Below are 14,412 nucleotides of genomic sequence, written 5' to 3' on the forward strand. Positions count from 1 at the left end.
GGAGAGGTATAGGGAGACACGCCCGGCCCGTCAACGCCTATTTCCAAGAATTTCGATTGCCGCGGCCGCCCGAAATTCCGCCATGTGGATAAGCAGCCGTCGAAGCCGCTGCAATCCGCAGGAACGGGCCGAAACCAGCAAGTTCTTGAAATACCTTAATTTTCGTTAACCTATCGGATCCCCGCAGCGCGCGAGCCGCTGCCTCGTTGCGAGGCGGACACCGCCCGAGGACCGGGCAACGCCCGTTCCGGCGTCGTGCAGGACCAAGGAGCCGGGAGGCTTCCCTCTTCCCTCTTCCCTCTTCCCTCTTCCCTCTTCCCTCTTCCCTCTTCCCTCTTCCCTCTTCCCTCTTCCCTCTTCCCTCTTCCCTCTTCCCTCTTCCCTCTTCCCTCTTCCCTCTTCCCTCTTCCCTCTTCCCTCTTCCCTCTTCCCTCTTCCCTCTTCCCTCTTCCCTCTTCCCTCTTCCCTCTTCCCTCTTCCCTCTTCCCTCTTCCCTCTTCCCTCTTCCCTCTTCCCTCTTCCCTCTTCCCTCGCCAAAGCCGGCGCCAGCCATATTGATGACACGAAAAGGGACGAGTTCAGGAGCCTGTCCTTTGCGGTGCTGCGTCGGTCGCGCGGCTACCGCGCATGGCCGTCCGGCAAGGCGCCATGCGGGATGGTCGCAAGAGGCGACCGCTTCGTTGACTTGAGCCGCCGCGGACGGCAAGTTCCTTCGTCACGCGGGGCAGGCTCCAGGATCAGATGACAGGCGCTAGAAAAGCTGCCGGCGACGGGGAGAATACGAGACCGTGAAGGCATCGACGCGCGGCGGCGCGCCAGCAAGAGGAATGCACGGCGCGCGCATCGACCTCGGGCGGGAGCCGCCCTTGACGGTTGGCGACACGAGCGAGGGTGTTCCGCATCGGCGCAGCGTCAGCATTCGCTGGCTGACCGGCACCGTGCTCACGGGCTTCACCTCCACCATCCTGATGGGCGGCGCCCTGATGGCGGCGCTCGACGGGCGTCACCAATTGGCCTTCCCGCCGGAAGTTGGCCGCGCCATGCGCGCCTCGGAAGCGGGCGGCGACGTCCCCCTCTCCAACGGCTCCAAGGGCGATCGCATCCGTACCGCGCGCGAGCCGGCCTCGGATCGCCAGGTCGTCCAGGTCTCGACGGTCACCAAGCAGGGCGACCGCGATCTCATCAAGCTGAAACCCTTCGCCCGCATCGCGACCTCGATCGCCACAACCATCACCGCCCTCAGCGACGACGTCCCGGCCTATGACCCGGCCAAGATCGTCGCCGGAGCGGCCGGCAGCCGCGGCGGCGACAAGGGCGGCGATAGCCCGCCCGCTCCCACCGCCGCCGAAAAGCTCGGCGTCGTCGATGATGAAGGCGCGTCAGGGGACGGCGGCGATGACGGCCTGATCATCGACGGCAATGCCGACGGCGTCGCCGACGACACCAAGGGCGACGGCACCAGCGTTGTCGCGGTCGGGGCCGAGCAGGAGCAGATCTACGGCGCCAATGTCGAGGGCGAGGTCTCGATCAAGGTCAGCGACTTCCCGATCGGCGAGGCACCGCAGCCGGAGGAGCCGAGCTTCAGCCCGGACGAGGCGGAACAGGTCGCGCGCGCCTCGATCCAGACGACCGTATCCAACGGCGTCCAGATCGCGGCGATGCCCTATGTCGACCCGGACCGCTTCTCCTTCGACGAAAGCGGCACCGATCCGTTCTCGGCGCTCGGCGTGCGCATCGTGCCGGAGAACGTCTCCTTCGTTTCCAAGACCGGCCCGGCGATCCCGTCCGACGAGCGCGTCGCCGTGGTCGAGAAGAAGGAAACGCTGGCCGAGATCCTCGACGAAAGCGGCGTCGCCCAGCCCGACGCCCAGAACATCCTTGCCGCCATGTCCAACCTCATGGACCTGTCGGACCTGCAGGCCGGGCAGAAGGTTCGCATCCTCTTCTCGGCGGAAGGCGAAACCCCGCGGCCGATGCGCGTGTCGATCTATGACGAAGGCTCGCACCAGGCGACCGTCGCGCGCCGCGACGACGACACCTTCGTACGTGCCGACGAGCCGGAGAGTTCGACCGACGAATTCGAGATGGCGGAGCCGGCCCCGGCCGACAACAGCCCGATGCCGCGCCTCTACCAGGCGGTCTATGAGACCGCGCTGGAGCAGAAGATCCCGGTGCCGCTGATCACCGAGCTGATCCACATCTTTTCCTATGACGTCGATTTCCAGTCGCGCGTCGCACCGGGGGATTCCCTCGAAGTCTTCCATTCGCTGCCGGAATCCGGCGGTGCCGAGGATGACGAGGAAATCCTCTACGCCGCCATCACGCTCGACGGCGCGACCAAGCGCTATTACCGCTACCGCTCGCCGGATGATGGCGTGGTCGACTATTTCGACGAGGAAGGCCGCAGCGCCAAGAAATTCCTGGTCCGCAAGCCGATGAATGGCGGCGTGCTGCGTTCGAATTTCGGCTACCGCAAGCACCCGATCCTTGGCTATACGCGCCTGCATCCGGGCGTCGACTGGGCCGCCCCGCGCGGCACGCCGATCCTGGCCGCCGGCAACGGCACGGTCGAGAAGGCCGGCTGGAGTTCGGGCTACGGCAACTTCACGCTGATCCAGCACACCAATGGCTATGAATCCGCCTATGGCCACCAGTCGGCGATCGCCAAGGGCATCCGTCCGGGCGTCAAGGTGCGGCAGGGCCAGGTCATCGGCTATGTCGGCTCGACCGGCCTGTCGACCGGCCCGCATCTGCATTACGAGGTCCGCATCAACAACAAGCCGGTCGATCCGTTGCGCGTGCGCCTGCCGCGCGGCCGCGTTCTGCAGGGTGACATGCTGCTGGCCTTCAAGCAGGAAAAGACCCGCATCGATACGCTGATCGGCATGCCGGCCAGTTCGAAGGTCGCCGCGATCAACGCCGAGGAAGAGGCAACCAACTAGGGCGCCTCGCAGACCAACGCCGTTTCGCCGCGAGGCGAAGAGCAGAAGACCGTTGGACAGCACCATCGTCGCGGCGATGGGCCTTCAACGCGGAGCCGGAACTAGTCCGGAGAAAGCTTGATGTTACCAGAAAGCGACAGATGACCGCGCTTGCCTGACTGCCGCATCTCGGATGCGGCAGTCAGGCTTGTGCCGTCACCCGCCTCGCCCGAGGCGAATTTCTGTTTCTGGGGTGCCCGCTGCGACGAGTTTCGCAGGCGCACCGACATGGACAAGAACCATGAACTATTTCGAGAGCCCGTTTCTGGGCAAGCCGCTGACCGAGCAGGTCATCAACCCCAATATCCAGGTCGGCCGCTACAGCTACTATTCCGGCTATTATCACGGCCATTCCTTCGATGACTGCGCCCGCTATCTGATGCCCGACCGCACCGATGTCGATCGTCTCGTCATCGGCAGCTTCTGCTCGATCGGCACCGGGGCGTGCTTCATGATGGCCGGCAACCAGGGCCATCGGAACGACTGGGTATCGACCTTCCCGTTCTTCTTCGTGCCCGAAGAGCCGGCCTTCGCCGGTGCGGTCAGCGCCTACCAGCCTGCCGGCGACACGGTGATCGGCCATGACGTGTGGATCGGCGCCGAGGCGATGATCATGCCGGGCATCCGCATCGGCAATGGCGCGGTGATCGGCAGCCGGGCCCTGGTGACGAGGGATGTCGAGCCCTATGCGATCGTGGGCGGCAATCCTGCGCGCCCGATCCGCAAGCGCTTCCCCGAAGAGGCCATCGCCCTGCTGCAGGAAATGGCCTGGTGGGATTGGCCGATCGAGCGGATCCGCAACGCCATGCCCCTGCTCTGCTCGGGCGATGTCGCAGCCCTTCACAGGCACTGGGAGGACCAGACCGGCTGAGCCGCTGCCGACAGCAAAAAGCCGCGCCGGATTTCTCCGGCGCGGCCTCTTTGTTGGGGAAGCGGACCCTGTCTTTGCAACAGGATCCGCGTCGGTTGCGGATCAGGCGGCCTGCGAGGCCGTCTCGCCGCGCGGCAGGAACAGGAGCCTGTCCGTGCCGGCCGTGATCTTGATCAGCGAGCCGTCGGCGATCTCGCCGGCCAGGATCTTGTCGGCCAGCGGATCCTGCACATAGCGCTGGATCACCCGCTTCAGCGGACGCGCGCCATAGGCAGGGTCGTAGCCCTTCTCGGCCAGCCAGCTGCGCGCCGTATCGTCCAGCTCCAGCGTCACCTTGCGCTCTTCGAGCAGCTTGGCGAGGCGGCCGAGCTGGATTTCGACGATCCGGCCCATCTCCGTCTTCTTCAGGCGATGGAACAGGATGATGTCGTCGAGACGGTTCAGGAACTCGGGCCGGAAATGCCCGCGCACCACCGCCATGACCTGCTCGCGCACGCCATCGACATCCTCGTCATCGCGCAGATGCGCCAGATAGTCGGAGCCGAGGTTCGAGGTCATGATGATCAGCGTGTTCTTGAAATCGACCGTGCGACCCTGACCATCGGTCAGGCGGCCGTCATCGAGAACCTGCAGCAGCACGTTGAAGACGTCGGGATGCGCCTTCTCCACCTCGTCGAACAGCACGACCTGGTAAGGCCGACGCCGAACCGCCTCGGTCAGCGCCCCGCCCTCCTCATAGCCGACATAGCCCGGAGGGGCGCCGATCAGCCGGGCCACGGAGTGCTTCTCCATGAACTCGGACATGTCGATGCGGACCATCGCGGTCTCGTCGTCGAACAGGAAGGAGGCGACCGCCTTCGTCAGCTCCGTCTTGCCGACGCCGGTCGGGCCGAGGAAGAGGAACGAGCCGATCGGCCGGTTCGGATCCTGCAAGCCGGCGCGCGCCCGGCGAACCGCGGTCGACACCGCATGCACGGCTTCGCCCTGGCCGACGACGCGGCGGCCAAGCTCGTCCTCCATGCGCAGCAGCTTCTCGCGCTCGCCCTGAAGCATGCGGTCGACCGGAATGCCGGTCCAGCGCGAGACGATCTGCGCGATGTGGTCGGGCGTTACCGCTTCTTCCATCATCGTGCTGGTCTGCGCCTTCTCGGCTTCGACGAGCTGGCGTTCCAGGGTCGGGATCGTGCCATAGGCAAGCTCGCCGGCCTTGGCCAGATCGCCGGTACGCTGCGCCTTGTCGAGGTCGCTGCGCGCCTGATCCAGCTGTTCCTTCAGCTTCTGCGCGACGTTCAGCTTCTGCTTTTCCGCCTGCCAGCGCTGGGTATAGGCCGCCGATTCTTCCTCGAGGTCCGTCAGTTCCTTCTCCAGCCGCTCGAGCCGATCCTTCGAGGCCTGGTCGGTCTCCTTCTTCAGCGCTTCCCGCTCGATCTTGAGCTGGATGATGCGCCGATCGAGTTCATCGAGCGCTTCCGGCTTGGAATCGACCTGCATGCGCAGCCGGGCGGACGCCTCGTCGACCAGGTCGATCGCCTTGTCGGGCAGGAAACGATCCGTGATGTAGCGGTTCGACAAAGTGGCGGCGGCGACCAGCGCGGAGTCGGTGATCCGCACGCCATGGTGCAGCTCGTACTTCTCCTTGATGCCGCGCAGGATCGAAACCGTATCCTCCACCGTCGGCTCGCCGACGAAGATCGGCTGGAACCGGCGGGCGAGCGCCGCGTCCTTCTCGACATGCTTGCGATATTCGTCGAGCGTCGTGGCGCCGACGCAATGCAGTTCACCGCGAGCGAGAGCCGGCTTCAGGAGGTTGGACGCATCCATCGCGCCATCCGCCTTGCCCGCGCCGACCAGCGTGTGCATCTCGTCGATGAACAGGATGATGCCGCCGGCAGCCGACGTGACTTCCGACAGAACCGCCTTCAGGCGCTCCTCGAACTCGCCGCGATATTTGGCGCCGGCGATAAGCGAGCCCATGTCGAGCGCGAGCAGGCGCTTGTCTTTCAGGCTTTCGGGCACGTCGCCATTGACGATCCGCAGCGCCAAGCCTTCGGCGATCGCCGTCTTGCCGACGCCCGGTTCGCCGATCAGCACCGGATTGTTCTTCGTGCGGCGCGACAGCACCTGGATGGTGCGCCGAATTTCGTCGTCCCGGCCGATGACCGGGTCGAGCTTGCCGTCGCGCGCCACCTGGGTGAGATCGCGGGCATATTTCTTCAGCGCATCATACTGGCCCTCGGCGCCGGCCGTGTCCGCCGTGCGACCCTGGCGCAGGGCTTCGATCGCGCGGTTGAGGCCAACCGGCGTCACGCCGGCATCCTTGAGGATGTCGGCCGTCTTCGCGTCTTTTTCCAGCGCCAGAGCGAGCAGAAGCCGCTCGACGGTGACGAAGCTATCGCCGGCCTTCTTGGCGAGGTCGGATGCCTGCTGGAAGACCTTGGCGAGCGGCGGTGCCAGATAAAGCTGGCCGGCGCCGCCACCGGAAACCTTCGGCATGGCTTCGAGCGCGCGTTCCGTCGCGGCGAGCGCCTGGCGGGAATTGCCGCCGGAACTGTCGATCAGGCCACCGGCCAAACCTTCCTCGTCATCGAGCAGAACCTTGAGAAGATGTTCGGGCGTGAACTGCTGGTTGCCACGCGTCATCGCGAGCGTCTGCGCTGACTGGATAAAGCCCTGCGCGCGCTCGGAGTAATTATCAAAATTCATCGTCGCCTCCTGACCCGGTCCCATCGCCCCGAAGGCGCGCATGGGCCGCTCTGAATATGGACCTCAGTCCAGCGACAGCCAAGTTCCGGCCTGCCGCCAGTCCGGATATAGTGTTGCCCTATAGCAACAGGAAGGGGCGGGCCGCACAATTTTAGCGAGCCTGCCCTACGCATCACGACCAGCCGAAAGCCAATGTTTGGGCCGGCGCGGATCCCTGGGCCGGAAACAAAAACGCCCGGGCGCGAGGCCCGGGCGTTTTCAATCTATCTGCGGCAGGACGACCTATTCGTCGCCGGCCGGCTCGCCGGCCATCGCCGGCTCGGAGCCCGCCTCGTCTTCCGAGGTGCGGACCCGCGCGCGGGTGGTGCGACGGCGGCGCGGACGGAACTCTTCCTCATCGGTCGAGGCCGCACCTTCGATACCAAGATCGAGCGAGGGCGCTGCTTCGGCGGCAGCGGCGGATGCCGCCGCGGCCCGCTCGGCCTTCGCGGCACTGCTGCGGGGCGCCCGGGTCGGACGCGGCGCTTCGGCCACGACGGCTTCGGCGACTGGCGCGACGACAGCCGGTTCGGCCTTCGCGACCTCGACGACTTCCGGCGTCACCGGTTCGGACTTGGCCGGCTCGGCGCGGATGGCTTCGGGCTTCGCCTGATCGGCCGCGGGATGGAACTGCGCAGCGTCGACAACCGGCTGCGGCGCCGGCTCCCCCGTCACGAAGCGGGGAAGCTGCGAACGCTCGTTGCGGTCGCCGCGATCCGAACGGTCGCGACGCTCGCCACGGTCCGCACGCGGCTGGCGGTCGGTCCGCTCGGGGCGATCCTGACGTTCCGGACGATCCTGACGCTCAGGACGGTCCTGGCGTTCGGGACGATCCACGCGCTGTTCCGTCCGCTCGGGACGGTCGCCGCGCGGCTCGTTGCGATCGGAGCGATCGTTCCGCTCGGGGCGGTCCTGACGCTCGCCGCGATCCTGCCGGTCGGTTCGCGCCGGCCGCTCGTAACGCTCCTGGCGGTCCTGACGTTCGGGGCGATCCTGCTGGCGATCACCGCCTTCGCGGGCCTCGTTCTGGATGCCGCTGTTCTGGCCGTTGGCATAGGGCTGCCCGTCGGTCTGGGCGACGTTGCCGTCATTGTCCCGCGGAGGCTGGCGATCGACCTGCTGGCCGCGTTCCTGATTGTGTGCCTGACCGAAGCGCTCGCTGAAGCGATCGTCCTCTTCGTCGAGGCCCTCATCGTCCTGGTCGGAACGATAGGACGGCTGCGGCTGCTGGGCGTTCTGCGGGTTCTGCGCCTGCGCCGCCGCGATGACGCGGAAATAATGCTCGGCGTGCTGCAGATAATTCTCGGCCATGACGCGGTCGCCGGACGACTGCGCGTCGCGCGCCAGCGTCACATACTTCTCCGCGATGTGGAGAGCGGTGCCACGGATTTTGACATCCGGACCGTTGCTCTCGAACGAGCGGGTCAGCGGATTGGGGCCTTTGCGGTTGTTGTTATTGTTGTTGCTATTGCTGTTGTTCCGCCCGCGCATCCGCTTGTTGTTATTGTTGTTCTGCTGTCCTTGTCTCATGAATTTTCTCTTCCGTGACCAACAAGGTCAACCAATCTCATCGACCGAAGCGAAACGCCGGCCGGACAAATCCGTCGATATCGGGCCGCATCGAGCCTCAGCCCGAAACGCCGGAACCGGCGAAGACGATCGTCACTCTTCCGCGGATCGGGCAGCCAAGTGTCCAGACATCGGACCTTGGGCAACCTGGCCACCGCCGGAGCGGGGCGTCCTGGGAATTCGTGTCGTACCAAGTAGAGATGACGCTCTAGGCACTGAAGCCCGGTCGATCTCCCCCGATCCGACCCTCACGGCCAATCTGGCCCTTACCGCGCCGCTCCCTCGCGAAGCCTAAGCTTCGACGTCAGGGAGACGCATCAATTCCATCTGCGGTGGCTCGGAAACTAGCTGTTTCGTGGCTGATTTCCAAGCGGATTATTCAATTTCAGGCGCCTGCGCGCTTTGGCATCAGGCTCCAGTCAATCGGTGCAGTTCCACCACCCGGTCATGACCCGCGAGATCGCGATGGACTTCGACCGTGAGACCGGATTCACCGGCGAGCGACGCGAGTGACTGAGCCTGATCGTGGCCGATTTCGAAGAACGCCGCACCGCCGGGATGCATCACCCGGTCCAGATCCGCAAGGATCGCTCTGTATGCAACGAGACCGTCATCCCCCCCATCCAATGCCAGCATCGGATCGTGGTCTCTGACCTCCCGATCCAGGGTGGAGATGATTCCACTCTCTATATAGGGCGGATTTGAGACGATTACATCCACGGGCCCGGAACACGCCGACCAGGAGCCGCGAACGAACAGGCTGCGCTCGGCGAAACCCAGCCGCGCAGCGTTGTCGCGCGCCGCACGGGCCGCCTCTTCCGACAGATCGACGCCGAGGCCGATCGCACGGGGCAGTTCGCTGAGAAGGGCGATCAGGATCGCGCCCGTGCCGGTGCCGATATCAAGCAGGCGCAGCGGCCTGTCGCGGCCATGCGTGCGGTCGATCCAGGCGAGCGTCGCCTCGACCAAGGTCTCGGTGTCCGGGCGCGGCACCAGCGTCGCGTCGGCGAGATTGAAAGTCAGGCCCCAGAATTCCTTTTCGCCGAGAATGCGGGCGACGGGCTCGCCGGCCAGGCGGCGTTCGATCGCCGCGTCGATGGCATGGCTCTCGGCTTGGGAAAGCTCCCGGTCATCGACCAGGACGAGACGGTCCGGCGCGATGCCCAGCGCGCCGGCGACCAGCAGGCGCGCATCCAGCGCCGGCGTCGCATCGGGCCCGAGCCCGGCCGCCAGCCGCGCCGCCGCGGCGCGGCGCGCCGAAGCCAGCGTGGCGGCCGGAAGGCTCATGAATCGAGCGCGGCCAGCAGCCCCGCCTGATGCTCGGTGATCAGTGGCTCGATGATCTCGTCGAGCGCCTCGCCCGTGATCACCGCCTCGAGCTTGTAGAGCGTCAGATTGATGCGATGGTCCGTCACCCGGCCTTGCGGGAAGTTGTAGGTGCGGATGCGCTCGGAGCGATCGCCGGATCCGACCTGGCCCTTGCGGTCGGCAGCGCGCTCGGACGAAAGCCGCTCGCGCTCCATGTCGAACAACCGGGCGCGCAAAATCTGCGTCGCCTGGGCGCGGTTCTGGTGCTGCGACCGGCCGGCCACGACGATGACGGTGCCGGTCGGGATATGCGTGATGCGCACGGCCGTATCGGTCGTGTTGGCGTGCTGGCCGCCAGCCGACGAGGCGCGCGTCGTGTCGATCTTGATGTCTTCCGGGCGGATGTCGATGTCGACATCCTCGGCCTCGGGCAGAACCGCCACCGTCGCAGCCGAGGTATGGATGCGGCCGCTCGCCTCGGTCGCCGGGACGCGCTGCACGCGGTGGGCGCCGGATTCGAACTTCAGCCGGGCGAACACGCCCTTGCCGGTCACGTCGGCGATGATTTCCTTGTAGCCGCCAGCCTCGCCCTCGCTCTCGGAGAGAACCTGAATCCGCCAGCCATGCAGCGCGGCATAGCGCTGATACATGCGAAAAAGGTCGCCCGCGAACAGGGCGGCCTCGTCGCCGCCGGTGCCGGCGCGAATTTCGAGGATGGCGCTCTTCTCGTCGGCCGCGTCGCGCGGCAGGAGCAGAACACGGATCTCCTGAGTCAGGGCTTCGATCTGCGCCTCGAGTGAGTCCCGCTCCTCCTCGGCAAGCGCCGCCATCTCGGGATCGCCGGCGAGATCGTCCAGCGCTTCGCGTTCGGCTGCGGCCGCCTTTAGCCGGTGAACGGCCTCGACGATATCCTGCAGCTCCGAACGCTCCTTGGACAACTGCACCAGGGTCGCGCCGTCGCTGGTCGCGGCGAGCTTCTGGTCGATGACCTCGGCGCGGGCAACGAGATGATTGATCTTTTCCCAGGGAAGCCCGGGCGGCAGCAAGGAGGTCAGATCGGTATGCCTTCGGCTTCGACGAAGGCGGAAAGCGCCGCGCGGACGCCGTCCTCGCCATCGTCCAGGGCTAGGAGGGGATCAAGCACGGCCTTCAGCCGGCTCACGTCAAGCGCCAGCAGGGTGGCCTTGACCGGGCCGATCGAGGCGGCCGACATCGAGAGAGAGCGGAAGCCGATGCCCGCCAGCGCAACGGCGGCCAGCGGCCGGCTGGCGATTTCGCCGCACAAGGTCACGGGGGTCCCATGCCGATCTGCCGCCTCGACGATCCGACGCAGCGTGCGCAGGAAATGCCGCGACAGCGGGTCGAAGCGGCTGGCGACGCGCATGTTCCCGCGGTCGCTCGCCGTCATGTATTGCAGCAGGTCGTTGGAGCCGACCGAGACGAAATCGACGGCCTCCATCAGCGAATCGAGCTGGAACAGCAGCGCGGGGACCTCGACCATCGAGCCGAGCAGGATGCGCGACGGCTCGTCGTGGCCATGCCGGCGCAGCTGCGCGACCTCGCGCTCCAGCAGGGCGCGGGCGCGACGGATCTCGCTCACCTCGGTGACCATCGGCAGCATGACGCGCAACTCGCGACCGGCCGCCGCGTGCAACAGCGCCCGCAACTGCATGCGGAGCAGGCCCGGGCGATCCAGGCCAAGCCGGATCGCCCGCCAGCCAAGCGCCGGATTTTCCTCCGGCTGCATGCGCATATAGGGCAGTACCTTGTCGCCGCCGATATCGAGCGTGCGGAAGGTGACGGGCCGGTTGCCGCTGGCCTTGAGGACGGCGGCGTAGAGCGCGGTCTGCTCGTCCATGCGCGGCATGGTCGAGGCGACCATGAACTGGAGTTCGGTGCGGAACAGGCCGATGCCCTCGGCGCCCGCTTCCGAAAGATGCGGCAGGTCGACCAGAAGGCCGGCATTCATGTTCAGCGAGACGCGGTGACCATCCAGCGTGACCGCCGGCTTGTTGCGCAGCAGCCTGTACTGGGCCTGGCGCTTGGCGCGGAACTTGACCTTCTCGCCATAGGCCGCCTCGACATCGGCCGGCGGCCGCACATGCGCCTCGCCGATATCCGCGTCGAGAATGATCGGATCGCCATTCTCGACCAGCGAGACGATGTTGGCGGCGCGGCCGATCGTGGCAATGCCGAGGGCACGGGCGACGATGGTGACGTGGCTGGTCGCCCCGCCCTCCTCCAGCACCAGTCCGCGCACGCGGCTGCGGTCATAGTCGAGCAGTTCGGCGGCGCCCATGTTACGCGCGACGATGATGCTGTCCTTGGGCAGCGTGCCGCCATCGGGACCATGCGACTTGCCCATCAACTCGCGCAGCAGGCGGTTGGCCAGGTCGTCGAAATCGTGCAGCCGCTCGCGCAGATACGGATCGGTCTGGCGCTGCAGGCGGGCGCGCGTGTCGCTCTGAACCTTCTCGACGGCGGCTTCGGCCGAAAGCCCGTTCTGGATCGCCTCGTCCATGCGGCGCACCCAGCCGCGGTCATAGGCGAACATGCGATAGGCTTCGAGGATGTCGCGATGCTCGCCGGCCGGCGCGATATCGTCGCGCGAGAGCATGTCGTCGACGGAGAGGCGCAGATTGGCGATCGACTGCTCGAGCCGCTGGCTCTCCTTGTCCGTGTCCTCGGCGATCAGCTGGGTCACGACGACGCGTGGCTCGTGCAGCACGACATGGCCAAGCGCGATGCCGTCCGAGAGCGGCGTGCCCTTCAGCGACAACGGGCGCTTGACGTCGAGCGAGGTTCCGGGCCGCGCCAAGCCCTGCAGCTCGCCGACCGCGATCATCTCGGCCAGAACCATCGCGGTGGTCTGGAGCGCCTCGACTTCCTCGTCGTGATAGGTGCGGTGGGCGCGGTTCTGCACGACGAGAACGCCGAGCGTACGGCCGGCGCGCAGGATCGGCACGCCGAGGAACGCGTTGTAGATCTCTTCGCCCGTTTCCGGCAGGTAGGCGAAAGCCGGATGGCTCTGCGCGTCCTGCAGATTGAGCGGGCGCGCCTCGGAGGCGATCAGGCCGACAAGGCCCTGCCCGACGCGCAGGCCCGCATGGTGGACGGCCGACCGGTTCAGGCCTTCGGTGGCGTAGAGCTCGAGCACGTCATCGGCGCGCAGGACATAAACCGAGCACACCTCGGCCACCATGTTGGCCGCGATCTGGGCTACGATCTTGTCGAGCCGGTCTTGCGCGCTGATCGGCTCCGCCATGATTTCGCGCAGGCGACGGAGCAGGACGCGCGGCCCGGCGAGTGACCCCCGCATGGTCCGCCTTCCGCAATTTGAGAGCTTTGACGGGTTCCGACCATCGAAATCCGTCTCGGGAAGCCGGCCGATTCGGCCGGTTCCCCGCATGCTTCCTACCTAGTCGTGGCACGAGTTAGGCAGAAGGTACAATGCTGTTTCGTAGGGTCGGAAAGCCTGTTGATCAGGCGGCGTCCAGCCCGTAGAGCGAATGCAGCGTCCGTACGGCCAGCTCGGTATAGGCCGCGTCGATCAGGATCGAAATCTTGATTTCCGACGTCGTGATCGCGCGGATGTTGATGCCCTTGCCGGCAAGCGCCTTGAAGGCGGATGCCGCGACGCCGGCATGGCTTCGCATGCCGATGCCGATCACCGAGACCTTGGTCAGGTCGCGCGAGCCCTGCACGCTGGTATAGCCGATCGAATCGCGCGCCTCGGCCAGCACCTTCCAGGCCCGGTCGAAATCGGTATTCGGCACGGTGAAGGTCATGTCGGTGGTCGTGCCGTCTTCCGAGACGTTCTGCACGATCATGTCGACATTGATGTTGGCTTCGGCCAGCGGCACGAACACCGCGGCGGCGACGCCCGGCTTGTCGGCGACTTCGCGAAGCGAGATCTGAGCCTCGTCCTTGGCATAGGCGATGCCGGTAACAACCTGCTTTTCCACGATCTCGTCCTCGTCGCAAATGAGGGTGCCTGGGGGATTGTTGGGATCGGCGAGGCCCGGATCTTCCGGATCGACGAAGCTGGACCGCACGAAGGTCCGCACACCATGCACCATAGCCAGTTCGACGGATCGTACCTGCAGCACCTTCGCGCCCAGCGACGCCATCTCGAGCATTTCTTCATGCGAGACGCGGTCGAGGCGCTTGGCCTTCGGTACCATCCGGGGATCGGTCGTGTAGACGCCGTCGACGTCCGTATAGATGTCGCAGCGATCCGCCTTGATCGCGGCGGCGATCGCCACCGCGCTGGTGTCGGAACCGCCGCGGCCGAGCGTGGCGATGCGGTTGTCCGGGCCGAGGCCCTGGAAACCGGCGACCACGGCGACCTGGCCCTGCTCCAGCCGCTCGATCAGCTTCGAGCCGTCAATGTCGACGATGCGTGCGGCGCCATGGGCGCCATCGGTGCGGATCGGGATCTGCCAGCCCTGCCAGGAGCGGGCGTTGATGCCCATTTCCTGCAGCGCGATCGCCAGGAGGCCGGAGGTCACCTGCTCGCCGGAAGCGACGACTGCGTCATATTCGCGTGCATCGTGCATCGGCGCCGCGGCGCGCGTCCAGCTGACGAGTTCGTTGGTCTTGCCGGACATCGCCGAAACCACGACTGCGACCTGGAAGCCGGCGTCGACTTCGCGTTTGACGTGACGAGCCACAATGCGGATGCGATCGATATCGGCGACGGAGGTTCCGCCGAACTTCATCACCAGCCGGGCCATCAGCAACCTTTGAAGGGCAGTTTCCGCAGAAGCTGCGGAAGAGATTGAAGGATCTCCGGTCAACCAGAACAACCGGACGGGCGCCTTCATAGCGGCTTCGGCAGGAAGCCGCAACGGCGACGGCGCGCGGGCTGCACCAAGCTCTGGGGACGGGCTGGCGCGGCGCGAAAATCGGCCGATCGACGGGCCGGATCCTGCCCCGATA

Annotated in this window: 9 protein-coding genes; 2 read left to right on the forward strand and 7 right to left on the reverse strand. The window is 66.1% G+C overall.

The annotated features are described in order from the left end of the window. Nucleotides 1-165 precede the first annotated feature (165 nt). Nucleotides 166-537, reverse strand: a complete 372-nt coding sequence (locus ACHMWQ_RS00005; RefSeq protein WP_396305901.1) for a hypothetical protein — start codon at nt 535-537, stop codon at nt 166-168. 329 nt (nt 538-866) lie between these two features. Here ACHMWQ_RS00005 and ACHMWQ_RS00010 point away from each other — a divergent pair, with 329 nt between their 5' ends. Together ACHMWQ_RS00010 and catB are read left to right on the forward strand one after the other, a co-directional pair. After that, nucleotides 867-2,942: a M23 family metallopeptidase gene (locus tag ACHMWQ_RS00010; protein ID WP_396305902.1), complete on the forward strand. Its 2,076-nt coding sequence runs from the start codon at nt 867-869 to the stop codon at nt 2,940-2,942. 280 nt (nt 2,943-3,222) lie between these two features. Next, nucleotides 3,223-3,852, forward strand: a complete 630-nt coding sequence (gene catB / locus ACHMWQ_RS00015; protein WP_396305903.1) for a type B chloramphenicol O-acetyltransferase — start codon at nt 3,223-3,225, stop codon at nt 3,850-3,852. A gap of 102 nt (nt 3,853-3,954) precedes the next feature. Here the strand turns inward: catB and clpB are convergent, their stop codons facing one another. From clpB to ACHMWQ_RS00045, 6 genes are all read right to left on the reverse strand, one after another. Next, nucleotides 3,955-6,555 (reverse strand): ATP-dependent chaperone ClpB, encoded by a 2,601-nt coding sequence (gene clpB, locus ACHMWQ_RS00020; protein ID WP_354554514.1) that lies wholly within the window; start codon nt 6,553-6,555, stop codon nt 3,955-3,957. A gap of 282 nt (nt 6,556-6,837) precedes the next feature. Then, on the reverse strand, nt 6,838-8,124 hold the full coding sequence (locus tag ACHMWQ_RS00025) for a DUF4167 domain-containing protein (protein ID WP_396305904.1): 1,287 nt from the start codon (nt 8,122-8,124) through the stop codon (nt 6,838-6,840). Nucleotides 8,125-8,571: 447 nt separating this feature from the next. Then, on the reverse strand, nt 8,572-9,450 hold the full coding sequence (gene prmC, locus ACHMWQ_RS00030; RefSeq protein WP_396305905.1) for a peptide chain release factor N(5)-glutamine methyltransferase: 879 nt from the start codon (nt 9,448-9,450) through the stop codon (nt 8,572-8,574). Continuing rightward, complete coding sequence (gene prfA / locus ACHMWQ_RS00035) at nt 9,447-10,517, reverse strand: peptide chain release factor 1 (RefSeq protein WP_396305906.1); 1,071 nt, start codon at nt 10,515-10,517, stop codon at nt 9,447-9,449. Before prfA ends, prmC begins: the two co-directional genes overlap by 4 nt. Before the next feature lie 5 nt (nt 10,518-10,522). Then, a complete protein-coding gene (gene ptsP / locus ACHMWQ_RS00040; RefSeq protein ID WP_396305907.1) occupies nt 10,523-12,790 on the reverse strand; it encodes a phosphoenolpyruvate--protein phosphotransferase in 2,268 nt (755 codons plus the stop codon). A 163-nt stretch (nt 12,791-12,953) separates the two neighbouring features. Further along, complete coding sequence (locus tag ACHMWQ_RS00045; RefSeq protein ID WP_354554504.1) at nt 12,954-14,207, reverse strand: aspartate kinase; 1,254 nt, start codon at nt 14,205-14,207, stop codon at nt 12,954-12,956. Nucleotides 14,208-14,412 lie beyond the last annotated feature (205 nt).

It is taken from the genome of Kaistia sp. UC242_56 (assembly GCF_044452255.1).
GTDB classification, from domain to species: Bacteria; Pseudomonadota; Alphaproteobacteria; order Rhizobiales; family Kaistiaceae; genus Kaistia; species Kaistia defluvii_A.

Coding starts and splice junctions, on each gene's coding strand:
- catB (WP_396305903.1), top strand. CDS start 3,223: ATGAACTATTTCGAGAGCCCGTTTCTGGGCAAGCCGCTGACCGAGCAG.
- clpB (WP_354554514.1), bottom strand. CDS start 6,555: ATGAATTTTGATAATTACTCCGAGCGCGCGCAGGGCTTTATCCAGTCA.
- ACHMWQ_RS00025 (WP_396305904.1), bottom strand. CDS start 8,124: ATGAGACAAGGACAGCAGAACAACAATAACAACAAGCGGATGCGCGGG.
- prmC (WP_396305905.1), bottom strand. CDS start 9,450: ATGAGCCTTCCGGCCGCCACGCTGGCTTCGGCGCGCCGCGCCGCGGCG.
- ptsP (WP_396305907.1), bottom strand. CDS start 12,790: ATGCGGGGGTCACTCGCCGGGCCGCGCGTCCTGCTCCGTCGCCTGCGC.
- ACHMWQ_RS00045 (WP_354554504.1), bottom strand. CDS start 14,207: ATGGCCCGGCTGGTGATGAAGTTCGGCGGAACCTCCGTCGCCGATATC.